This is a genomic window from Isoptericola sp. NPDC055881, from assembly GCF_053615895.1.
In genome coordinates this window covers 21380-44334 of the sequence record NZ_JBSHCR010000019.1, presented here as the reverse complement: position 1 = coordinate 44334, position 22955 = coordinate 21380, and the positions used below count along the sequence as shown (strand labels likewise).

The window sequence follows — 22955 nt, the reverse complement described above, 5'->3', positions numbered from 1 at the left end:
CTCGACCGAGCTGTCAGAGCCACGTGGGGGTAGGGCCGCACCTGGTTCTGACAGCTCGGAGCCGGCAGATCCTGTCAGAACCAGGTGCGGGCATGGCCTGCCCTGGTTCTGACAGGTCGCGGGTCAGAGGGCGGCGACGGCGGCCTGCGCGTGCGCCACGATCGCCGCGAGCCCGGTCCCCGCCACCCAGCCCCCGGTGACGGCGAGCCCGGGCGTGTGGCCGACGGCGGCGGTGAAGGCCGCGACGTCGGCACGGTAGGCGGGCGTGGGCGGGGGCAGGGAGCCGTCCCAGCGCTGCAGCAGGTGGTCGCGCACCCGGTCCGTGAGGTCGACGCCGAGCAGGGCGGACGCGTCCCGCGCGGCCTCCTCGGCGGTGGGCGGCTCCGTCTCGACGCCGATCCGGCCGTAGGACAGCCGCACCACGTGCACGCCCGGCCCCGCCGCGGCGCGCACCCGGTCGGCCAGCCAGGGCCACTTCGCCGTGGCGTGCGTGAGCGCCTTCGCGCGGACGCCGGACACGACGCCCTCGTCGTCGGGCGCGACGAGGAGCCCGGAGCCGCGCGGCGCGGCATCGAGCTCGGGGGCGTCGAGCAGCAGGGTCGCGAGCCAGATGTCGGCGCCGTCCTCGGGGACGGGCACGGCCACGCCCGCGCCGCCCTGCCCGCCGCCCTGCCCGCCGCCCTGCCCGCCGCCGAGGGGCTCGACCCACGGGCCGAGCAGCGGGGCGACCCGCGGCGTCGTCACGACGAGCCGGGGGGCGCGCACCGTCTCGCCCGCCGCCGTCGTCGCCTGCCAGTCGGCACCGAGGCGTTCGACGGCGACCACCCGCTGCGCGACCCGGACGGCGGCGTGGATCGGGCCGGTCGCGTCGGTCCGAGGGGAGTCGGCGAACTCCTCGGCGCTCGCGGCGATCTCGCCGGTGAGCGCCTCGACCAGGGCGTGGATGCCGCCGTCGATGCCGCGCACGGCCGACCCGGCGGGCGCGGCCGCCCGCAGCTCGCCCACCGCGAGGGAGAGGGACCCGGTCCGCGCGAAGGCGTCGAGCAGCCCGGGGGCGACGGCGGCGACGTCGAGCCGGTCCAGCGGCGCCGAGTGGACGCCGGTCGCGACGGGGGCCACGAGACGCTCGGCCACGCGCCGGCCGAGCCGCGACCGCACCAGGGAGCCCAGGTCCGTCGGGTCCGCGACGAAGCGCGGCAGCACCCGGTCGAGCGCGGCGCGGGCCACGCCCGGCCAGCCGACGGCGCGCCGCACGTCCGGCGCCCACGGCACGGACGGGATGCCGAGCACGCCCGCCTTCGGCAGCGGGAACGTGTGCCCCCCGGCGTACCCCCAGGCCGACAGGGGCGCCGGGCTCACGACGTCCAGCCCGAGCTCGTCGGCCAGGTCCGTCACGGCCGTGCCGCGCGCCGCGAAGGACTCCGCGCCGAGGTCGAGGCGCACGCGCGGCACCGACCCGAAGGCGCCACCGCGCACCGGGCCGCCGACACGGTCGGAGGCCTCGAGGAGCACCACCTGCAGGCCGCGCCGCACGAGGGTGCGCGCGGCGACGAGGCCGCCGATCCCGCCGCCGACCACGACCGCGTCGACGTGCTCCGCGGCCCGCACGGGCGGGGACGCGGCGTCGGGCGCGCCGAGCGGCGGGAGGGGCGTCACAGCGAGTGGACCAGCTCGACGACGCGCGTCAGGACGGTCGGGTCGGTGTCCGGCGGCACGCCGTGGCCGAGGTTCACCACGTGCCCGGGCGCGGCCTGGCCACGGGCGACGACGTCGCGCACGTGCGCCTCGAGGACCGGCCACGGGGCGCCCAGCAGCGCGGGGTCGATGTTGCCCTGGACGGGGACCGCGCCGCGCTCGTGGTCGGCCAGCAGCGCGGCGGCCTCGTCGAGCGGGGTGCGGTAGTCGACGCCGACGGCGGGGTGGGTGATGCCCGCGGCGTCGAGCACGTCACGCAGGGCGGGCAGCAGGTGGCCCGTGCCGGTGCCGAAGTGGATCGCGGCGAGCCCGTCGCCCGGCGCGCCGTCGGCCCCGGGTGCGCGCAGGTCCGCGACGTGCGCCAGCGCGCCCGTGGACGACGGCGCGACGTGCCGCGTGTAGTCCGCGAGGGCGAGCGAGCCCGCCCAGGAGTCGAAGAGCTGCACGGCCGACGCGCCCGCCAGGACCTGCGTGCGCAGGAACCGGCCGGTCAGCTCGGCGGTCCAGGCCGTGAGCCGCCCCCACGTCTCGGGGTCGGCGTGCATGAGGGTGCGCGCGGCGAGGTGGTCGCGCGACGGGCGGCCCTCCACGAGGTACGCGGCGAGGGTGAACGGCGCACCCCCGAAGCCGAGCAGGGGCACGTCGCCGAGCTCGGCCACCGTGAGGCGCACGGCCTCCGCGATCGGCGCCAGGGCGCCGTCGTCGAGGGTGCGGGAGGTGAGCCGCGCGACGTCGTCGGCGGTCCGGTACGGCTGGTCCATGACCGGCCCGACGCCGGGCTGGATGTCGACGTCGACGCCGGCGAGGCGCAGCGGCACGACGATGTCGCTGAAGAAGACCGCGGCGTCCACGTGGTGGCGGCGCACCGGCTGGAGGGTGATTTCCGCGGCGAGCGGTGGCCGGAGGCAGGAGTCGAGCATCCCTACCCCCTGACGGACCTCGCGGTACTCGGGCAGCGACCTGCCGGCCTGCCGCATGAACCACACGGGGGTCACGTCCGGACGGTCCCCCCGCAGGGCACGCACCAGCGGGGCGTGCGTCGTCCGGCCGTCGACCAGCGGGTGGTCGGTGGGCAGCAGGGTGGGCTCGACCGGGAGCGTGGGGGATGTCACGGTCCATGATTCTGCCCCTCCCGTTCGCCTCTCTTAAAGTGGGAGCACTGTGGTACTCCTCTCCCTCACCGCCTCGCACCGCGAGCTGGACCTGGACGCGCTCGAGCGGCTGTCCACCGGCTCGGGTTCCGTCGGGCGTGCCGCCGTCGGTGCGTGCGGGCCCGTGCAGGGGTCCGTGGTGATCTCCACGTGCAACCGGTTCGAGCTGTACCTGGACGTCGACGCCCCGGTGCACGGCGACGCGGTGCGGCACGCGACGCGGCACGTCGCGGCCGTGGTGGCGGCCAGCTCGGGCGTGACCGAGCAGGTCGCGGCGGAGTCGTTCACGGTGCGCACCGGTCCCGAGGTCACGTCGCACCTGTTCACCGTGGCCGCCGGCCTGGACTCGATGGTCGTGGGGGAGCGGGAGATCGCCGGCCAGGTGAAGCGCGCCCTCGCGGAGGCGCGCGCCGACGGCACCACGTCCAAGACGCTCGAGCTGCTCTTCCAGACGGCGTCGCGCACGTCGAAGCGGGTCGGCACCCGGACCGAGCTCGGCGCGGCCGGGCGGTCGGTCGTGGCGCTGGGCCTCGACCTCGCGGGCCGGGACCTCGCGGGCGGGGACCTCGCCGGACGAGACCTGCGCCGCGGCTCCGGTCACGACGGGTCGTGGCGGGGCGTGCGCGTGGTGCTCATCGGCACCGGCTCGTACGCCGGGGCGTCCGTGGCGGCGCTGCGCGCCCGCGGCTGCGACGACGTGCGGGTGTACTCGCGGTCGGGCCGCGCCGAGGCGTTCGCCCAGGGGCACGACGTCGAGCCGGTGCGCGACCTGGTCGAGGCGCTGGCCGACGCCGACCTGGTGGTGTCGTGCTCGGGTGCCCGCGGCCGCCGTCCCGCCGGCCCGCCCGACGCGGGCGCCGAGGCCTCCCTGGAGTACGTGCTCGACGCCGCCGCCGTGGTGCGTTCGCGCGAGCGCGCCGCTGCGGCCGCCGGCGACGAGCCGGAGCCGCGGCCCCTGGTGGTGCTCGACCTGGCGCTGCACCGGGACGTCGACCCCCGCGTGGCCGACGTCGAGGGCGTGCTGCTGTACGACCTGGGGACGCTCAAGGCGCACGCCCCCGCGACCGCGGCGGACGTCGTCGACCGGGCGCGCCGCATCGTGGACGACGCGGCCGCCGAGTTCGAGGAGACCCGCCTGGGCCGTGCGGCCGACGCCGCCGTCGTCGCCCTGTTCGACGCGGCCGAGGACCGGGTGCGCGCCGAGGTCGACGCCGCCGTGGACCGCCTCGTCACCGAGCTGGCCGCCCGCGGGGAGACCCCGGACGAGGCCGACGTCGACGCCATCTCGCGCGACGTCCGCAAGCGGGCGCACTCCGCCCTGCACGCGCAGATCGTGGCCGTGCGGGCCGACGCGCTCGCGCGGGCCCGGGCCGAGGAGGCCGCCGTGGTGGCGGCTGCCGAGGCGCTCGCGACGGACGCCGACCGCGTCGTCGGCCGCTGACGCCACCCGCTGTCGAGAACCTCCCGCAGAGCCCGGTTCGCCGGTTCGGGGCCCAGATCACCCCGTTTCAACGCGCGCGTCCTGCTTGTCGGCACTACCTTGCGAGACGCGGGATGCCGGTACGGGTGCCGGGTCCGCTACCGAAAGCCTGACCCGCAACGGAAGGAATCGCCGACATGGACAGCTTCTGGGACTACATCTGGTTCCTGGTCTGGATCTTCCTCTTCATCGCCTACCTCATGGTGCTGTTCCAGATCCTCACGGACCTGTTCCGCGACCACAAGCTCTCCGGCTGGTGGAAGGCGCTCTGGATCATCTTCCTGATCTTCCTGCCCCTGCTCAGCGCGCTCGTCTACCTCATCGCCCGTGGCCGCGGCATGTCCGAGCGCCAGATCGCGGCGGTCAAGGAGGCGCGGAGCGCGACCGACAGCTACATCCAGTCGGTGGCCGCGCAGGCGACCCCGGCCGACCAGATCGCCTCGGCGAAGAAGCTGCTCGACGAGGGCACCATCTCCCCGGAGGAGTTCGCGTCGCTCAAGGCGAAGGCCCTCTCCTGACGTTGCACCGCAGCACCTGCGACGCCCGGTCCCGCGCTGTCGGGGCCGGGCGTCGTCGTCTGCGCCGCACCCGCCGCTACGCTCGGCTGACATGACCTCGACGGCGGCGCCCGCCGCGCCCTCGACCCCGGGCCGCGCTCCCGCCCCGCGGCTCGGCGTGATCGACATCGGCTCCAACACCGTGCACCTGCTCGTCATGGACGCGCGGTACGGCGTGCGCCCCGTGCCGCACGCGGAGCGCAAGATCGCGGTGCGGCTGATGCGCTACCTGGACGACGACGGCGCGGTCGTCGCGGAGGGCCGGCGCGCGCTGCTCGCGGCAGTCGACGACGTCATGGCCCTCGCGCGGGAGTCGGCCGTCGAGGAGCTGCTGCCCATGGCCACGTCCGCGCTGCGCGACGCGGCGAACGGGACCGAGGTGCTGGCCGCGATCTCCGAGCGGGTGGGGCGCGAGGTCCTGGTGCTGTCCGGCGAGGACGAGGCGCGGCTGACGTTCCTCGCCGCCCGCCGCTGGCACGGGTGGGCGGCCGGGCGGCTGCTCGTGCTCGACATCGGCGGCGGCTCCCTCGAGATCGCCTGCGGGGTGGACGAGGAGCCCGACCTCGCGGCGTCGGTCCCGCTCGGTGCCGGCCGCACGACGCGGGAGCTGCTGCCCCACGACCCGCCGTCCCCGCAGGAGGTCGAGGCGTTGCGCGTGCACGCCCGCACCCTGCTCGCACCGGTGGTCGACCGGCTCGCCGCCGTGCCTGCGCCGGACCACGTGGTGGCGACGTCCAAGACGTTCCGGTCGCTCGCGCGGCTCGCCGGGATGCAGGTCGAGGCCGTGGGGCCCGACGACCGCTGGCGGCTGCGTCTGGCGCAGCTCGCCGACTGGGTGCCCCGCCTGGCCCGCATCCCCGCCGAGGGGCGCACCGCCCTGCCCGGGGTCACCCCGGACCGCACGTACCAGATCGTCGGCGGCGCGGTCGTGGCGGAGGAGACGATGCGTGGGCTGGGCGTCGACGAGGTCGAGATCTGCCCGTGGGCGCTGCGCGAGGGCGCGGTGCTGCAGCGGCTGGACCGGATGTAGCGGTCGTCAGCCGGCGGGCGCCTGCACCCAGGCGACGCCGGGCGTCGACACCCGCGTGCCGTCGGGCCGCTCGACCACGACGAGGAGGACGGCGGTGCACGTCGCGCAGCGCACGACGGCGCCCATCGCGGAGAGGTGCACCGTGGTGCGGGCGACGACGTCCGTGCGCCCGCAGTGGGCGCAGCGCACGACGGCGCGGGTGGCCTCGAACGCGTAGAACTCGCCCAGCGTCCCCGCCAGGGCCGACCCGTCGAGGGGAGCGGGGCCGTGGGGCTCCGACATCAGGCACCTCCGAAACGCTCGGTGCGGACCCGGTCGGGCGGGTGCCCGAGCCCGGTGAGCAGCGCGGCGGCCGCCTCGACGAACCCGGTGGGCCCGCAGACGAAGACGTCCGTCCCGTCCTCGGGCCCGAACCCGGGGGCGGACAGGTCGTCCGCCGTGATGCGGGCCGGGGCCGTCGGCCATCCCGGCGGCACCTCGCGGGTGTAGACCCACCGCACGTCGAGGCCGGGGTCGGGCGTGTCGATCTCCTCGTGCCCGATCGCGTCCAGGGGGCGGCGCACGGAGCACACCAGCCGGAACGGCGCGCGGCGCCCGGACAGCCTCCGGGCGCGCGTCATCGCGAGGAACGGCACGACGCCGGAGCCGCCGGCGACGAGCAGCACGGGCGCGGGGTCGTCGTCGTGCCACACGAAGTACCCGCCGAGCGGGCCGCGCACCTCGAGCTGGTCCCCGGGCCGGGTGTCGCGCACCAGGTAGGGCGACACCTCGCCGTCGGGGACCTCGTCCACCACGAGGTCGGCGCGCTCGTCCACGCCCGCCGTGGCGAGGGAGTACGCGCGGGTGGCCTGGTAGCCGTCGGGCGCGGTGAGCCGGACGTCGACGTGCTGGCCGGGCAGCGCGCCCGCGAACCCCGGCACGGCGAGGGTGAGCTCGCGTGCCGTGTCGGTCAGGGGGCGGGCTCCGACGACGGTCGCGACGTGCCAGCTCATGCGTACCGCTGCTCGAGCCAGGGGTCGCCGTAGGCGTGGTACCCGTTCTGCTCCCAGAACCCGAGGTCCTCGGCGTCCATCAGCTCCAGCCCGCGCAGCCACTTGGCGCTCTTCCAGAAGTACAGGTGCGGCACCAGCAGCCGCGCCGGGCCGCCGTGCACCGGGTCGAGCGGCTCGCCCTCGAACTCGAACGCGACCCACGCCTGCCCGTCGAGCAGGTCCTGCATCGGCACGTTCGTCGTGTAGCCGCCGTAGGAGTGCGCCATGACGAACTCCGCGCTGGTCTCGACGTCCTCCAGCAGGGTGTCCAGGGACACGCCCCGCCAGGTGGTGCCGAGCTTGGACCAGTGGGTGACGCAGTGGATGTCGGTCTCGACGTCCTCCGCCGGCAGCGCCATGAGCTGCTCCCAGGTCCAGCTGTGGCCCTCGCCGAGCTCCGTGCGGACGGTGAGCTCCCAGTGCGCCTCGTCGACGTTCGGCGTCGGGCCGGCGGAGAGCACCGGGAAGTCGTCGGTGACGAACTGCCCCGGGGGGATCTCGTGCTCCGGCTCGGGGCGGCGGCCGCCGAACCCTCGTGTCACGACGCCCATCGGACCTCCATCGTCGAGCCTCTCCGCCGGGACCGGCGCGGTCGTCCCGTCACCACTCGTATGAGACCAGAGCCGCGGGCGCGGCGCACGTCTGCGGGCGTGTCACCGCATGTCGCGCCCCGGCTCGTGCAGCTCGGCATCGTGCGGCCCGTCATCGTGCGACCCACGCGGCGTGGTCCGTACCCCACGGACGGGCGGGGGCGGGATGGTCGTCGACCCCGGGCAGGGCGGGCCGGGCGGTCGTGACGCGGGGCTGGTGGCCGTGGCTCACCACCTCGTCCGGCCCGGGTGCCGCCGCCGGGGGGTGGCCGGGGTCGCGGCCGTCGGCGTCGAGCAGCCAGGCCGCCGTGCGGGCCAGCGCCGCGGTGACGTCCCGCCCGCGCCCGTCGCGTCCTCGGGCGGCGAGCGCGTCCACGACGCCCGCGGCCAGGAGGTAGCCCGTCGCGTGGTCGAGCGCCTGCGCGGGCAGCGCGCCCGGGGTGTCGCCGTCGGCGGACTCGAGGAGCCCGATGCCCGACGCCGCCTGCACGATCGAGTCGAAGCCGCGTCGGCCCGCCCACGGGCCGGCGTCGCCCCAGGCGGAGACGCGGGCCACCACGGCGCCGGCCGGCGGGCGCAGCCCGAACGCGTCGAGCGCGCCCGGACGGTAGCCGGTGACGAGCACGTCCGCGCCGTCGAGCAGCGCCTGGGCGCGCTCGTGGTCGCCCGGGTCGCGCAGGTCGAGCAGCGCGGTCCTCTTCCCCTGCCCGACGTCGAGGTGCTGGTGGCGGATCTCCGCGGGCACCGGGGGGTCGACGCGCAGCACCTCCGCGCCGAGGGTGGCCAGCGTCCGGGTGGCGACGGGCCCGGCGATGACGCGGGTCAGGTCGAGCACCCGCACGCCGGCGAGCGGCGTCGGCCCGCCGGGCAGCGCGGCGGGGCGCGCGTCGTCGACCCGGGCCGTGACCCGCACGAGCGGCCCCTGGCGTGCGGCGGCCCCGGGCGCGGACGCGCGCCACCCGGCCTCGTCCCGGACACGGACGACGATCGCCCCCGCCGCGGCCGCCTCGTCCTCCAGCGCGGCGGCCGAGGCGCCCGCGAGGTGGGCGGTCAGGCCGTCGCGGTCGGTGCCGTCGGGCAGGCCCAGCAGCCGCAGGAGGCGCACGCGGTGGTGCGGGTAGTTGGCGTGCGTGCGCACCCAGCCGTCGGCCGTGCGGAAGAACCCCGACAGCGGCGCGAACCCTGGCACCGGCCGTCCGTCCAGCCGCAGCAGCCGGTCCGAGCCGAACGACGCGGCCACCCGCGCCGGCGACGGACCCCGGTCCACGAGCGCGCCCGTCGCCCCCGCCCGACCGGCCGCGGAGCACAGCGCCGCGACGGACCCGAGCGCGAGGTCGAGCGCCGGCAGCGTCGCGGCGAGCCACCCGTCCCGCGCGCCTTCGAGCGCGGGCGGGTCACAGAGCGCGCCGTGCTCGCCGTGCTCGCCGTGCTCGCCGTCGCCGAGGCCGGGCGCGACGCCCGACCGGTACTCCACCACGAGGCGCCGCCAGCCGTCCATGCCGCCACGGTACTCACGTGCCCCTCCTGCCGGGGTAGTCCGGACCGTGCCGAGGTAGTTCAGACCGTGCCGAGGTAGTCCACCTCCCGCCGAGGTAGTTCAGACCCTGCCGAGGTAGTGGGCGCCCAGCCGAGGTAGTTCAGACCGTGCCGAGGTAGTTCAGATCGCGCACTACCTCGGCGAGATCCGCACTACCTCGGCGGGAGGTGGACTACCTCGGCGGGTGGTGGACTACCTCGGCGGGAGGTGGACTACCTCGGCGGGAGGTGGACTACCTCGGCGGGTGGTGGACTACCTCGGCGGGAGGTGACTACCTCGGCGGGTGGTGGACTACCTCGGCAGGATTGGGGGCTCCCTCCTGGGCGAGCGGGCTACTCAGCGGGCGGAGCGGGCACGCGCGAGCCGGATAGGATCGCGGGCATGGCCAAGAGCACCGCGACAGCCCCCGTCCTGCGTCCGTTCGAGGGTCTGCCGGGGGAGGCGGACTGGGTCGCCCTGCGCGAGGTGGTCCCGTCCGCGACGGCCACCGCGCGGACCACCGCGGACCACGGGGCGCGCGACGTCGTCGTCACGACCGTCCTGCCGGGCGGCTGGTGCGCGCTGCACCGCGAGGACGGCACCGTCCTGCTCGCGCTGCACGGCATGGGCAGCGCCGACGACCTCAGCCGCGACCTGGCGTCGGCGCTGCTCGTCGCCGCGGCGGCGGAGCCCGGCACCGGCGTGCTGCCGGAGGAGCTGCCGGCCGCGCAGGACGGCGACCCGCGCCTGCAGGACGTGCTCGACCTCGACGTCCCGTTCGAGGTGACCGTGCACGAGGGCTACGACTACTGGCTCGACTCCGGCACCGAGATGACGGACGAGATCCGCGAGTCGCTCGACGAGGCCGCCGAGGCGTCCATCCCCACGGTGAAGCTGGCGTCGGTGCCCTCGGCGTACTGGTGCCGGATGTCGCGCGAGTTCCTGCGCTGGGCGCGCACGGAGGACGAGGACCGTGTCGTGGACGCGATCGCCCGCCTGCACGCCCGCCGCGAGTCGGGCCTCGCGGGGGGCAAGTTCCTCGGCATGTTCCGCGCCTGCGGGCTCGTGGTGCCCGTCTGGGAGCTGCCCCGCGGCACGGAGGCGGCGGAGCTCGAGGAGCCCGTGGCCGAGCTCGCCACGCGGCTCGACGAGGCGCTGGCGGTCACCGACCCCCTGGACGCGAACGAGCGACGGGCACGGGCCGGTATCGTCTCCCGACAGGTGACGCTGCGCTGACGCGGCGCTCGCGCGCGGCGGGTGCCGCGCGGTGGCACCGCAGCCCGGCGGCGGCTCCGCACGATCTTCACGGCACGTCCCGGACGACACCCTTTCTTGACCAGAGATCGGGCCTTCCGGGGGAGTACAGTTCTTCGGGAAAAGTTTGCTCTTCTGATCCCCGGTGATTCTCCCAAGGAGTCATCGCACAGCAGCGCCGGCGGGCGTCGTCCGTCCGGCCGACACGGGCAGAGACCCACAGGCAGACCCAACAGGCAGGGAGTCGTGAACACGGACCGCGGAGCGACCCGTACGGGCGCTGAGGTGTCCACCAGCCAGGCCGACGCCGACGACCGGAACGTCGCCGGCACCGACGGCAGCGCCAGCGCGTCGGTCGCCACCCGCGTGGGTGCGCTGCCCGTCGCGAAGACGCCACGGCCGCCGACGGCGCAGGGGCGGCGCAACCCCCAGCGGGTCGCCGTGATCATCCCTGCCAAGGACGAGTCGGCGCGCATCGCCTCGACGGTCCGGTCCGCCCGCGCGATCCCGCACGTCGACCTCGTGCTCGTCGTCGACGACGGGTCGACGGACGACACGCAGCACGTGGCGCGCGACGCCGGCGCCGTGGTCGTGCGGCACTCGCACAACCGGGGCAAGGCCGCCGCGATGGAGACGGGGGCGGCGGTCGTCGCCATGCGCGACGCCGACGGGCGCGCCCCGCGGCTCCTGCTGTTCGTCGACGGCGACCTGGGCGACACGGCCGTCAACACCGCGCCCCTCGTCACCCCCGTGCGCGAGGGTGTCGCCGACCTCGCGATCGCCCTGCTGCCGAAGCAGACCGGCGCCGGGGGCCGGGGGATCGTCGTGGGCACGGCCCGTCGCGCCATCCAGCACCTCACCGGGTGGAGCCCCAGCCAGCCGCTGTCCGGCATGCGCTGCCTCACCCGCGAGGCGTTCGAGTCCGCCACGCCGCTGGCGCACGGCTGGGGCGTCGAGACTGGCATGACGATCGACCTGCTCCGCCAGGGGTACGTGGCCGTCGAGGTGCCGTGCGACCTGCGGCACCGGGCGTCGTCCAACGACCTCAAGGGGCAGCTCCACCGCGCCGGTCAGTACCGGGACGTCGTGCTCGCCGTGAACGCGCGGCGCGTGCGCGGGGCGGTCGACGCCGTCCGCGGCATCGGGCGCTCGCGGGACCACGCGCCGTCCTGAGCACCGCCCTGATCTGCGCCGACGCCGACGTCGACAACCCCAGGGGGCGTGACTAGGCTCGCAGCCCGGCGGGACCTTCCTGTCCCACCCTTCCCGACGGAGGCCCGATGCCCACCGCTGACCCCGGAACACCTGGCGCGCTGCGGGCGCCCGACGTCCGCGCCGTGCTCGACGCGCTGGCGTCCGGTGAGCCCGTCGCCGAGGCCGCCGTCGTCGAGGCGACCGAGCTGCCCCCCGCGACCGTCGCGCGAGCGATCGAGGCGCTGGTCAGGACGGGGGCGGTCGTCGCCCCGGACGGCGCGGCAGGCCGCGTCCAGGTCGACCCGGACGCCGCGTTCGGGCTGGGCGTCGACGTCGCGCGCGACCGGGTGCGGGTCGCCTTGGTGGACGCGACGGGCGCCGTGCGGGCGCGCGCCGAGCGCCGCGACGTGCAGCGCACGCCCGTCGCCCGCGCTCGCGCCGCGGCAGGGCTCGCGAACTCGTGCCGCGAGGACGTGGCGGCACGGCTCGCCCCGGGCCGCCGGGTCGAGGTCGGCCGCGCGGTCGTGGCGTTCCCCGCCGTCGTCGGGGTCGACCACACCACCGTGCTGCACGTCCCCGGGTTCGAGAAGGGCGGCACGACGCTCCACGACGCCCTCGCCGACGCCCTCGGCTGCCCCGTCTCCCTCGACAACGACGTGAACCTGGCCGCCGTGGCGGAGCAGCAGCTCGGCGCCGGCCAGGGCCGGTCGTCGTTCGTCACGCTCTCCTTCGGCGCAGGCTTCGGTGCGGGCGTCGTCCTGGACGGTCACCTGCACCGAGGGGCGGCGGGCATCGCGGGCGAGGTCGCGTTCCTGCCGCAGCCGGGCCACGCGCTGGGCGAGCAGGTGCTGGGCGACGTCGCGGTCGCTGCGCTCGCCAAGGACCACGACCTGCCCGAGGACGTCACGGTGCGGGAGCTGATCGACCGCGCCGAGGCCGGTGACGGCGTGGCCGACGAGGTCGTCGCGGAGATCGCCCGACGCATCTCGGTGGTCGTCGCGACGCTCGCCATCGTGCTCGACCCCGAGCTCTTCATCCTCGCGGACGAGGCCGCCCGCCCGCCCGTCGCGCGGCGGGTCACCGCCTTCCTGCGCGACCGGGTCGCCGTCCTGCCCGTGCGCATCGAGCCGTCGCCCCTCGGCGGGGACGGCGCGGTGCTGGGCGCGGGCCGCGCGGCCGGCGAGGCGCTGCGCGACGCGGCGGCCGCGGACGCGGCGGCCGCGCTCGACGGCGTCGGCGGGGCGGCCCGGTGAGCGCGCCGGACGCGCCCTCGGACCTCACCGCGCGGCTCGGCCTGGCGCCGGGTGCCCGGGCGATCATCCTCAACGCGGACGACCTGGGCATGTGCCGGGCGGCCAACCGCGCGATCATGCCGCTGCTGGCCGCTGGTCACCTCGACTCCGCCACGGTGATGGTGCCGTGCCCGTGGGCGCCGGACGCGCTCGCGACGGCCGCCGCCGACCCGAGCCTCGACGTCGGCGTGCACCTCGTGCTCACCAGCGAGTGGACGCGGTACCGGTGGCGCCCGCTCACGGGGGTGGGCACGTCGCTGGTGGACGCCGCCGGCTACTTCCCCGCGGACGTGGACGCCGTCGAGCGGGGGGCCTCGGACGACGACGTCGCCGCGGAGCTCGCGGCCCAGCTCGACGCGGCGCTCGCCGCAGGGCTCGACGTCAGCCACCTCGACAACCACATGGGCTCGGTCTACGGGCTCGCCACGGGGCGCTCGTTCCTGCCGCAGGTGCTCACGCTGGCGGCGGCCCGCGGGCTGCCCTTCCGGCTGCCGCGCTCGCTCGACGGGCTGCGTGCCATGGGCGCGGACCCGGACGCCCCCGGCTCGCAGGCGCTCCTCGACGCGGCCACGGCGGCGGCCGACGCGGCCGGAGTCGTCATCCTCGACCGGCTGTGGACCCACCCCTTCGAGCTGGCGGGGGAGGGCACGCCCGACGCGGAGGACTACGAGACGGTCAAGGCCGCCTTCCTCGACCTGCTGCGGGACGTCCGCCCGGGGGTCACGGAGATCTTCCTGCACCCGATGCTGGCCGGCGACGAGCTGTCCGACGCGGTCGACTACGCGGCCGCCAAGCGGGGCTTCGAGGAGCGGCTGCTGCGCGACCCGGACGTCGCGGCCACCATCGCCGCCGAAGGGCTCGTGCGGGTGGGCTGGCGCGACCTGCGCGCGGTGCAGCGGGGCGAGCGGTGAGCCACCCGCCCTTCCGGCAGGGCGGGGTGCTCGCGCGGCTGCGCGACCGCCGGCTCGTCGGGGCGCCGGACCGCGCGCAGACCGTCGCCTACGGTGCGTCGGCGTTCCCGGCGAACCTCATGCTCCAGACGTTCTCCGCGTTCGTCGTGTTCTTCTACGTCGACCACCTCGGCGTGCCCGCGGGCTGGGTCGCGGCGGCGATGGTGGCGCACGGCATCCTCAACGCGCTGCTCAACCCCCTGGTGGGTGCCGCCTCCGACCGTCACCGCACGCCGTGGGGCCGGCGCGTCCCGTGGATCGTGCTCGGCATCGTGCCGCTCGTCGTGGCGTTCGCGCTCGTGTGGATGCCGCCGGCGACCACGCCGGCGGTCCTGGTCGTGTGGTTCCTCGTCGTCGTGGCCGTGTTCGACGTCGCGTACGTCGCGGTGGTGCTCAACGTGTCCGCGCTGTTCCCCGAGATCTTCCGCACGACGGCGGAGCGGGCGCGCGGCAACAGCCCGCGGCAGCTGTTCGCGCTGGTGGGCATGATCCTCGGCACCGCCGGCGCGCCCCTGCTGTACGACTCGATCGGCTGGGCCTGGATGGGCGTCGCGCTCGCCGTGGTGTGCGCCGGGTTCTTCGCGTGGTCGCTGGCCGGGATGGTCGAGCGCGACGCCGACGACGCGGCCCGCGCCCGCGAGTCCACGGTCGGCCTGCGCGACCAGCTCCGGTACACGTTCGCCAACCGCGCCTTCGTCACCTACGTGGTCGGCTCGTTGCTGCTGCAGAGCACGACGGCGGTGCTCCTCGCGGGCGTCCCGTTCTACGTGAAGTACACCGTGGGGGGTGCCGACGCGGACTCCACGCTGATGCTGGCGCCGATCTTCGTGGCCGCGATCCCCGCGATCTGGGGCTGGTCGTGGGTGGTGCGGCGGCTCGGTCCGCGCACGACGATGCTCGCGGTGGTCGCCGTCTACGGTCTCGCGACGTGCCTGTACCTGCTGCCGACGACCGTGCTCGGCGCGGGTGCGGCGGGGCTCGCCGTCGGCCTGGGGGTGGCCGGCCTCATGCAGGTGCTGGAGGTGACGCTCGGGCAGGTGATCGACGACGACGAGCGGCGCACCGGCCTGCGTCGCGAGGGCATGTACTTCGGCGCCAACGGCTTCGTGGTGCGCGGGGCGGTGGTCGTGCAGGCGGTGGTCGTGGCGGGGGTGCTCGCCGCGAGCGGGTACGTCGAGGGCGCGACGGCGCAGGCGCCCGAGGTCGCCACCGGTGTCCGCCTCCTGCTCGGCGGGGTGCCGGTGGTCCTCGCGGCCCTGGCGTTCGTCTGCTTCTGGCTGTACCCGCTGCGGTCCGCGGCGAGCGCTCCGGTCCCGGCCGCCGCGCCCTGACCCTGGGACAGGGTCAGGGCGCAGGGTCAGGCCTGGAGCCAGACCGTCGTGCCGCCGGGCACCTCACCGTCGGTGAGCGGGCCGCTGGCGAGCAGCACCTCGCCGGCGGGCAGCGGGGCGGGCGCCGTGCCGAAGTTGGTCACGCTGGTCCACCCGTTCGGGCGGCGGAAGGCGAGGACGTCCGGCGCCCCGGTCTCCAGCCACTCGAGCTCCTCGGCCGTCTGCAGGCGGCGGCGCAGGCCTAGCGCGGTGCGGTACAGGGTCAGCGTGGAGTCCTCGGCGCCGTCCTGCACGGCGGCGGCGTGGTCGGCGAACCAGGCCGGCTGCGGCAGGTGCGCGGGGCCGTCGCCGAAGCCGAGCGACGGCCCGTCCGTCGTCCAGGGCAGCGGGACGCGGCAGCCGTCCCGGCCGACCTCGACCCCGCGGCTGCGGAAGAACGTCGGGTCCTGCCGCTCGTCCTCGGGGATGTCCGCCACCTCGTGCAGGCCGAGCTCCTCGCCCTGGTAGAGGTAGGACGAGCCGGGGAGCGCGAGCTCGAGGAGCGTCGCCGCGCGGGCCCGCGCCAGCCCGGTCTCGCGGTCGAGGTCGGCCTCCGGACCGCCGGCCAGCAGCCAGTCGGCGCCGCCCTTGCGGGGGCTGGCGCCCCGGGGAGCCAGGCCGTAGCGGGTGGCGTGCCGCACGACGTCGTGGTTGGAGAACACCCACGTGGTCGACGAGCCCGACAGGGCCGCGAGCTCCAGGTTCGCGGTGATGATGGCCCGGAACTGCGCGGCGTCGAAGTCGGCCTCGAGCAGGTCGAAGTTGAACGCCTGCCCCAGGCCCGCCTGGCTGGCGTAGCGAGCGCGGCGCTCGGCCGAGCCCACCCACGCCTCCGCGACCGCCGTCCGGGGCGGGTCGTACGCGTCGAAGACCTCGCGCCACCCGGCGTACACGTCGTGCACGTCGTCGCGGTCGAACAGGGGGTGGTTGCCGTCCTGCGGCAGCGCCTCCAGCTCGGCCTGGGAGGGCAGCGGCTCGCCCGGCGCGGGCAGGTCCTTGGTGAGCATGTGCGCGACGTCGATGCGGAAGCCGTCCACCCCGCGGTCGGACCAGAAGCGCAGCGTGCGCAGGAAGTCCTCCCGCACCTCGGGGTTGTCCCAGTTGAGGTCGGGCTGCTCGACGGCGAAGTGGTGGAAGTACCACTGGCCGTCGCCCACCGGCTCCCAGGCGGGTCCGCCGAAGACGGAGGTCCAGTCCGCGGGGGGCAGCTCGCCGTCGGCCCCGAGGCCGTCCCGGAAGATGTACCGGTCGCGGGCGGGCGAGCCCTTCGGCGCGGCGAGCGCCTCGGCGAACCACGCGTGCAGGTTGGACGTGTGGTTGGGGACGATGTCGACGACGACGCGGATGCCCGCTCCGTGCAGCGCGGCGACCATCTCGTCGAAGTCGTCGAGCGTGCCGATCTTCGGGTCGACGTCCCGGTAGTCGGCGACGTCGTACCCGCCGTCGGCCAGGGCGGACGGGTAGAACGGGCTGAGCCAGACGGCGTCGATGCCGAGGGCCGCCAGGTAGTCCACGCGGGACGTGACGCCCCGCAGGTTGCCGATGCCGTCGCCGTCGGAGTCCGCGAAGCTGCGCGGGTAGATCTGGTAGACGGCGGCCTGGCGCCACCAGGTGGCGTCGGTGGTGCCGGTCGAGGCGGTGGCGGGGACGTCCAACAGGTCGCTCATGGGTGCTTGCCCTTCTTCCGGTGCTGCGGTCGAGGTGGTGGCGGGGGTGGGTCCCGTCGCACGTCCGGGCACTAAATGCGGTGCCGAAATTAAGTCCGAGAAGCACCATGTCACCCGCGCGCACGAGCGGTCAACCCCCCTCGGGCGGCAAGATCTCGCACTAGGATCAACGCCTTGGCCGGTCGGCGCCGAGGCGCGGCCGACGACGCGAGACGGAGCGCGATGACGAACGGGCCGGAGGCCGCGACGCCTTCGACGCACCTGGTGCGGCGGATCAACGCCGAGCGCGTGCTGCAGGAGGTCTGGGCCGGGGTGCCGGTCACGGCCAGCGACCTCATGGCCGCCACCGGCCTGGCCCGCTCCACCGTCCTGGCGCTGTGCCGGGAGCTCACGGACCGGGGCTGGCTCGTGGAGCTCGACGACGCCCGCGCCGCCGGGGCGTACACGAAGGGCCGCCCCGCCCTGCGCTACGCCTTCCGTCCGGACGCCGCCCTCGTGGTGGGCGTGGACGCGGGGCAGCACCGGGTCTCCGCCGCCGTGACCGACCTGCACGGCCGCGTCCTCGCCGAGGAGTCCGTCCAGGCCGACCCGGCCGGCGACGCGGAAGCGCGCCGGGCGACGGTGCGAGGCGCCGTGGACACCGCGGTGGCACGCTCCGGCCGGAGCCACCGCGCGGTCGCCGCGGCGGTGCTCGGGGTGCCCGCTCCGGTGGGGACGGGCGGCGTCCCGGCCGGTGCGCGCAACCCGTTCTGGGCGCGGATGAACCCCGGCCTCGACGACCTGTTCGCGGCCCGCGGCTGGGACGTCGTCGTGGAGAACGACGCGAACCTGGCCGCCGTGGCGGAGGCCGAGCACGGCGACGGCGCCGCCGCCTACGCCGCCCTCCTCGTCGGGGAGCGGATCGGGGCGGGGATCGTGCTGGACGGCGCCCTGCGGCGGGGGCCGCGCGGGGCGATCGGGGAGATGCGGATCCTCGACCTGGTCGAGGGCGTCGGTTCCAGCGACGGCCTGGGAGCGCTGGCGCGGGACGAGGCGCGCCGGCTGCTCGACGCCGGTCGCACGCCATCGAGCGCGCTGGCCGCCGTCCCGCGCGAGCGCCTCGACGCCGAGCAGGTGCTGCGGGCCGCGGCAGCGGGCGACGCCCTGGCCCGCGAGGTCGTCGACGGGCTCGCCGACCGTCTGGCGCGGGTGTGCGCCGTCCTGTCCGGACTGCTGGACCTCGACCGGGTGATCGTCACCGGAGCGATGGCGCCCGCGCTCGGGCCCGTGGTCGAGCGGGCCCGCGTACTGCTCCCGGACCACCTGCACGACCCGGCGGTCGAGCTGGTCGTCTCCGACCTCGGGCTGGACGTGGTCCGCACGGGCGCGGTGCGTCTCGCCGTGGAGCACGTCCGGGCGCGGGCCCTCGACCGCGACCTGCCCACGGACGCCTGACACCGCCGGTCCTGCCGCCGGCCCCGCCGCCGAGCCCCGGGCTCAGTGGCGTGCGCTGACCTCCGGCACAGCGTCGTCGCCGGCGTCGTCCCGCCCGTCGGCGCGCACCTCGTGCGCGTGCAGCACCGCCGCCGTGAGGAGCGGGACGGCGGGCACCAGCGCGACGACGGCGATGCGGACACCGAAGTCGTTCACGGCAGAGCCGGCGACGCACACGATCCACAGCGCCAGCACGGTCGGGCGCAGCAACGGCCACGCCTCCTCGGTCCGCGCGAACCAGCGCGGCGTGAACCGCGCCGGGGCGAACAGCAGCAGCGCGGCCGCCACGAGCACCAGCACGGTCAGCCACACGGGCACGCCGCCGAGCAGGGAGCGCGCCGCGTAGCCCGCCTTGCGGGCCAGCGTCTCCCACGCCTCGCCCTCGACCACCTGGGCGACGAACCGGCCCAGGTGCGACCGCTCGTCCTCGGGCCGCAACCAGTCCAGGACGCCGACGGCGGCGACGGCCGCGACCCCGACGGCCGCGACGAGGACGAACCGGCGCACGGTGAGCCGCGCGCCGGACGCAGAGAGCCCGAGCACCGCGAACGCGGGCACGAGGACCAGGCCGCCGCCGAGGTCGGCGCCCAGCGTCGGCCAGACGTCGACCACCATCGTCACGACGGCGATCGCGGCCACGACCAGGGCTGCGGTGCGCCGGCGGCCGCGCCGCACGAGCGGCTGCGCGACGGCCGCGGCGACGACCAGGGCGACGACGGCGTACACGGAGAACGTCGGGTTGCCGAAGCCGTAGAACCGCGCCCCGAACGTCGGCGCTGCACCGAGGGGGCTGGCCCGGTTCAGCGGGGTCCCGACGACCGCGTCGAGCGTCAGCACGACGAACGTCAGGCCGGCGACGATCCCCGGCCCGAGCCACACGGGGCGCCGCGGCGCGAGCGCCCCGAGCGCCGCCACCACCGCGGTGGCGACCAGCGCCGAGACGACGAACGCGAGCAGGGGCTGGTCGAAGCGCCACCACCCGCTCAGCGACACGAGGAACGCGCCCGCGGAGAGCGAGGCCAGCACCAGTGCGGCGCCCCGGGCCCACGCCCACAGCGACCGGCGCCGGGCACGGGAGCGCGCGTCGAGGGGCCGGCGCCGCGAGGCGACCACCAGGCAGGCGAGAGCCAGCGCGAGCCCCGCGTACAGCGGGACGTCGACGAACCACGTGTACACGGTGCGGCGCACGTGGTCGAGCGTCGTCAGGTCGGTGAGCGCGTCGGCGGACGAGGCGGCGTCCTGCGGCCTCGGCGACCCCCAGGCGAGGGGGGTGTCCTGCACGGGCGCGGCGGGCGTCACCCCGGCGGCGCCCAGCACCGTCGCGGGCACGTCGAGCACGCGCGCGACGCCGTCGGTGCGCGTCGCGGCGCTCGTGAGGTAGCGGGGCTGGTCGGGGCCCGCCGAGGTGGGACGGACGAGGGCGACGCCCAGCACGGGTCGGGTACCGGGCGTGCCGGCCACGTCGACCACCAGCACGGTCGCGGTGGCGGGCGCGGCGGCGAGCACGCGGCGCACGGTGTCGTCCACGCCGGCCAGACGCCCGACGTGCGCCTGCTCGCGGGCGTCGCGCGCCTCGGCTCCCGTCAGGGCCGGGTCGGCGGGAGGCGCGGTCGCGTCGCCGGCGTCCACCACGGTGACCTGGCAGTCGAAGCCGTCCGACCCGGGCGCGAGCGCGGCGTCGAGGCCGCGGTACCGCGCGACGCGGCCGTCGGGGTCGGCCAGCGCGAGCGCGGCGCCCGGCCCGACGGCGGTGGCGCAGCCGGCGGGCGCGAGCTGCGACCCGAGCGAGCCGAGGCGCGCCTGGTAGGTGGAGCCCCGCTGGAGGTCGACGAGCTCGTCCCACCCCGCGACCGTCGCGCCGCCCCCCGTGGTCTCGGGACGGGTGGGCACGCACTGCCACGAGCCGTCGGCCGCGCGCCCGGTGGCGGCCTCGGCGAGCGTGCCGGCGGACAGGGCGAGCCAGCCGCCGTCGACGCACCGGGCCCCGGCTCCCGTCGGCTGGGAGACGCCGCCCGCGGACGCGCCGTCCGCGAGCATCCCCTGCAGGGCCGGGGCGCGCCCGGCGGCCAGGTCGTCCCAGCGCACCCCGGTGGTGCCGACGACGACGAGCGGTCCGTCGGCCGCCACGGAGTCGGCCCGCGTGGGCGTCACCTGCGACCCGGCCTCCGCGACGTCGGACGCCGCCCGCATGCCGGAGGCGGAGATGACCGTGGACGCCAGCAGGAGCACCACGAGCAGGGTGCCGCTGGCCGTGACGAGCACGGTGGGCATGCGGCGGATGCCGGGCTCGCGCACGGCGGACGGGGCGGGCGCGGTGTCTTCCAGGTGCCCCGCGTCCTCCAGGTGCCCTGCGAGCAGCACAGGCACCGACAGCGTGAGCACGAGGAACGCGACCGCCACGCCCGAGTCGTTGAGCAGCGTGCCGACGGTGGCCGTCACGACGAGCGCGACCACGAGCCGGCGCAGCAGCGGTTCGCGGCGGTAGGCGGCGGCGACGCCGGGCAGGCGCGCGCGGCCCGGGTCGAGCAACGCCCAGGCGGCGGCCGCGCACACGAGCAGCGCCAGAGCGCCCGCGGGGTTCGCGACGGTCGCCCAGGCGCCGGCGGCCTTGCCGGCCACGACGCCGACCGCCCGACCGTCGACCACCGATTGGACGAAACCGCCCAGGTGGCTGCTGGAGCCGCCGACCAGCCAGTCCACGACCGCCACGACCGCCACCACCACGACGGTGGCCGCCCCCACGAGCAGCCCGCGCCGCCACGTGAGGCGCACGCCCGCGATCCCCAGCGCCAGCACGGCGAACCCGGGCACGAGCGCGAGGATGCCGCCCAGGTCGGCGCCGAACGGCGGCAGGCCGTCGACCACCACGGTCACGACCCCCACGGCCCCGGCGAGCGCCCCGGCACGCGCGGGGCGGAGGCCGCGCGCCCGCAGGATCGCCGCCAGCCCCGCCGCAAGGACCAGCCCCGCCACCGCGTACACCGCGAACACGGTGTTGGAGAAGCCGTAGAACCGGGCGCCGAGGGAGGGCGCCGGGCCGAGCAGCGAACCCTGCTGGAGCGTGGTGCCCGTCAGCCCGTCCACGGTGAGGACGAGCCAGGTCACGGCCGCCAGGCACGTGGTGAGCCGCCACGGGGACGGCGGCAGGAGGCGGCGGGCCGCCCAGGCCACGAGCGCCACCGCGAGAGCCGCGCCCGTCAGCGCCAGCAGGAGCGTCATCACGGGCGACGGCCACGCCCACCAGCGGGCCAGCGTCGCGAGGGTCGCGGCGGCGGGCAGGCCCGCGGCGACGACGAGCAGGGCCAGGGTCGAGCGCCACCAGGGGGGCGCGAGGCGCTGGTGGTCCGGCTGACCCGGGCGGCCCCGCCGGCGTGCCAGGAGCACGACGCCCACGGCGAGGATGTCGGCAAGGACGACGAGGCCGAGCAGCAGCGGGGACAGCCGCGGCACGGTGTCGGTGAGCACGCTGAGGTACTGCCGGTTCTCCACCGTGCGCGCCACAGGGATGCGACGCTCGTCGCCGCGCTCCAGCGGGGAGCCGGTGAACGGGTCGAGGGCCGCGGCGAGGGGGTCGGTGTCCGCCTCCTGCGCGGCGTCGTCGTCGGGCTCGGCAGGTCCGGTGCCCGAGAGCTCCCCGCCGCTGAGCGTGTCCGCGACCGTCGCGGACAGGTCGGCGAGCACCACGACGCCCACCCAGCGCGACGAGGTGGAGGTGAGCCAGGTCGCCTCGCCGCCGGGGGCGGTCCAGTCGACCACGGCCTGCAGGTCGGACGGACCGAGCGGGGTGTCGGACACCCCCGCGACGACGAGCCGCCCGCCGGCGGGGAGCAGCCCCGCGAGCCGGCCGACCTGGGCGTCCAGCGCCGCGACGGCGGAGGCCCGCTCGCCCGCGGCGTCGGGCAGCACGCCCAGGTCCACCACCGTGGCGGGGCACTCGGCGACCTGGGCGGCCGTGAGCTGACGCGCGTCCGACAGGTAGCGACGCACGTCGCCGTCGCCGTCGGCGAGGGCCACGGCGGCGCCCGCGCCGACGGCAGTCGCACACGTCCCGGACGCGTCGACCAGGTGCTCGAGGGCGCCCGGCTCCGCGGTCGCGGGCACGAGCGGGTCGACGGCGGCGAGGCCGGACCAGCCGGGCACGGTCGCGCGCTGCGCGGTGCCGGAGGTCAGCGCCGGTGCGGGCACGGGCGGGCAGCCGAGCGCGGTGGCGTCCTCCTCGTCGGCCTCGCCCGTCGCCGCGTCGTCCCCCGCGGCCTCGTCCGGGTCGCCCGTGGTCGTGGCGTCGTCGTTCTGCGCGGTGACCTTGCTGCCGCCCGAGATCGACAGCCATGCGTCGAGGGGGCACGTCGGTGTCAGCGTGCGGACCGCGATCGACGCGACGGACCCGCCGCCGATGAGGCGCCACAGGTTCGGGGTCCGCCCGGCATCGACGTCGGACCACTGCAGTCCGGAGACACCCGCGAGGATCAGCGGGGTGTCCGGGGCCTCGGGCGTGTCGTCGCCCCTGGCCGCCGCGGCACGCCCTGCGCCGGCGAACGTGGTGAGCAGCAGGAGCAGCAGGGCTGCGACCGCCAGGGCGACGCGGGAGGCGCGCGAGGCGCGGACGCCCGACGACGGGCTGGCAGTGCTGATCACGCAGGCCACCCTAAGCGGGGCGGTCGGGCGCGCTGCCGCTGGTCGGCGGCAGGGTGGGGACGTTCACACG

17 protein-coding genes are annotated in these 22955 nt (G+C 76.6%); 9 read left to right on the top strand and 8 right to left on the bottom strand.

Going from position 1 to position 22955, the window contains the following annotated elements; translation table 11 throughout:
• Nucleotides 1-123: 123 nt before the first annotated feature.
• Nucleotides 124-1656: a protoporphyrinogen/coproporphyrinogen oxidase gene (locus ACWGKI_RS08270; RefSeq protein WP_452186158.1), complete on the bottom strand. Its 1533-nt coding sequence runs from the start codon at nt 1654-1656 to the stop codon at nt 124-126.
• Nucleotides 1653-2807 (bottom strand): uroporphyrinogen decarboxylase, encoded by a 1155-nt coding sequence (gene hemE, locus ACWGKI_RS08265; RefSeq protein ID WP_452186156.1) that lies wholly within the window; start codon nt 2805-2807, stop codon nt 1653-1655. Before hemE ends, ACWGKI_RS08270 begins: the two co-directional genes overlap by 4 nt.
• Before the next feature lie 49 nt (nt 2808-2856).
• Between hemE and ACWGKI_RS08260 the strand changes: the two genes are divergently transcribed.
• The 3 genes from ACWGKI_RS08260 to ACWGKI_RS08250 all read left to right on the top strand — a co-directional run bounded on the left by ACWGKI_RS08260 (nt 2857) and on the right by ACWGKI_RS08250 (nt 5913).
• Nucleotides 2857-4287 (top strand): glutamyl-tRNA reductase, encoded by a 1431-nt coding sequence (locus ACWGKI_RS08260; protein WP_452186154.1) that lies wholly within the window; start codon nt 2857-2859, stop codon nt 4285-4287.
• A gap of 176 nt (nt 4288-4463) precedes the next feature.
• A complete protein-coding gene (locus ACWGKI_RS08255) occupies nt 4464-4844 on the top strand; it encodes an SHOCT domain-containing protein (RefSeq protein WP_380242839.1) in 381 nt (126 codons plus the stop codon).
• Between the two features lie 91 nt (nt 4845-4935).
• The gene (locus ACWGKI_RS08250; protein ID WP_452186152.1) at nt 4936-5913 is read left to right on the top strand and encodes a Ppx/GppA phosphatase family protein; all 978 of its coding nucleotides are present in this window, start codon (nt 4936-4938) and stop codon (nt 5911-5913) included.
• 6 nt (nt 5914-5919) lie between these two features.
• Here the strand turns inward: ACWGKI_RS08250 and ACWGKI_RS08245 are convergent, their stop codons facing one another.
• The 4 genes from ACWGKI_RS08245 to ACWGKI_RS08230 all read right to left on the bottom strand — a co-directional run bounded on the left by ACWGKI_RS08245 (nt 5920) and on the right by ACWGKI_RS08230 (nt 9032).
• Entirely contained in the window at nt 5920-6195 is a 276-nt protein-coding gene (locus ACWGKI_RS08245) for a DUF6510 family protein (RefSeq protein ID WP_452186150.1), read from the bottom strand.
• On the bottom strand, nt 6195-6905 hold the full coding sequence (locus ACWGKI_RS08240) for an FAD-binding oxidoreductase (RefSeq protein WP_452186148.1): 711 nt from the start codon (nt 6903-6905) through the stop codon (nt 6195-6197). The genes ACWGKI_RS08245 and ACWGKI_RS08240 overlap by 1 nt, the downstream gene beginning before the upstream one ends.
• A complete protein-coding gene (locus tag ACWGKI_RS08235) occupies nt 6902-7495 on the bottom strand; it encodes a sulfite oxidase-like oxidoreductase (protein WP_452186146.1) in 594 nt (197 codons plus the stop codon). The genes ACWGKI_RS08240 and ACWGKI_RS08235 overlap by 4 nt, the downstream gene beginning before the upstream one ends.
• Before the next feature lie 151 nt (nt 7496-7646).
• The gene (locus ACWGKI_RS08230) at nt 7647-9032 is read right to left on the bottom strand and encodes a CoA transferase (protein ID WP_452186144.1); all 1386 of its coding nucleotides are present in this window, start codon (nt 9030-9032) and stop codon (nt 7647-7649) included.
• A 420-nt stretch (nt 9033-9452) separates the two neighbouring features.
• On the opposite strand from ACWGKI_RS08230, the gene ACWGKI_RS08225 reads away from it, so the two are divergent.
• The 5 genes from ACWGKI_RS08225 (at nt 9453) to ACWGKI_RS08205 (ending at nt 15071) form a co-directional block, all read left to right on the top strand.
• Nucleotides 9453-10286 carry a DUF5926 family protein gene (locus tag ACWGKI_RS08225; RefSeq protein ID WP_380242851.1) on the top strand — a complete coding sequence of 278 codons (834 nt, stop codon included), beginning with the start codon at nt 9453-9455 and terminating at the stop codon, nt 10284-10286.
• Between the two features lie 264 nt (nt 10287-10550).
• On the top strand, nt 10551-11477 hold the full coding sequence (locus ACWGKI_RS08220; RefSeq protein WP_452186142.1) for a glycosyltransferase family 2 protein: 927 nt from the start codon (nt 10551-10553) through the stop codon (nt 11475-11477).
• A 107-nt stretch (nt 11478-11584) separates the two neighbouring features.
• Nucleotides 11585-12751, top strand: coding sequence for an ROK family protein (locus tag ACWGKI_RS08215; protein WP_380242853.1), 1167 nt, complete (start codon nt 11585-11587; stop codon nt 12749-12751).
• A complete protein-coding gene (locus ACWGKI_RS08210; protein WP_452186140.1) occupies nt 12748-13701 on the top strand; it encodes a ChbG/HpnK family deacetylase in 954 nt (317 codons plus the stop codon). Before ACWGKI_RS08215 ends, ACWGKI_RS08210 begins: the two co-directional genes overlap by 4 nt.
• A complete protein-coding gene (locus tag ACWGKI_RS08205) occupies nt 13698-15071 on the top strand; it encodes an MFS transporter (protein ID WP_452186138.1) in 1374 nt (457 codons plus the stop codon). The genes ACWGKI_RS08210 and ACWGKI_RS08205 overlap by 4 nt, the downstream gene beginning before the upstream one ends.
• Before the next feature lie 26 nt (nt 15072-15097).
• Here the strand turns inward: ACWGKI_RS08205 and ACWGKI_RS08200 are convergent, their stop codons facing one another.
• Nucleotides 15098-16777 carry a glycoside hydrolase family 13 protein gene (locus ACWGKI_RS08200; protein ID WP_452186136.1) on the bottom strand — a complete coding sequence of 560 codons (1680 nt, stop codon included), beginning with the start codon at nt 16775-16777 and terminating at the stop codon, nt 15098-15100.
• 222 nt (nt 16778-16999) lie between these two features.
• On the opposite strand from ACWGKI_RS08200, the gene ACWGKI_RS08195 reads away from it, so the two are divergent.
• Entirely contained in the window at nt 17000-18211 is a 1212-nt protein-coding gene (locus tag ACWGKI_RS08195; protein ID WP_452186134.1) for an ROK family protein, read from the top strand.
• A 42-nt stretch (nt 18212-18253) separates the two neighbouring features.
• Here the strand turns inward: ACWGKI_RS08195 and ACWGKI_RS08190 are convergent, their stop codons facing one another.
• Nucleotides 18254-22885, bottom strand: a complete 4632-nt coding sequence (locus ACWGKI_RS08190) for a hypothetical protein (protein WP_452186133.1) — start codon at nt 22883-22885, stop codon at nt 18254-18256.
• Nucleotides 22886-22955 lie beyond the last annotated feature (70 nt).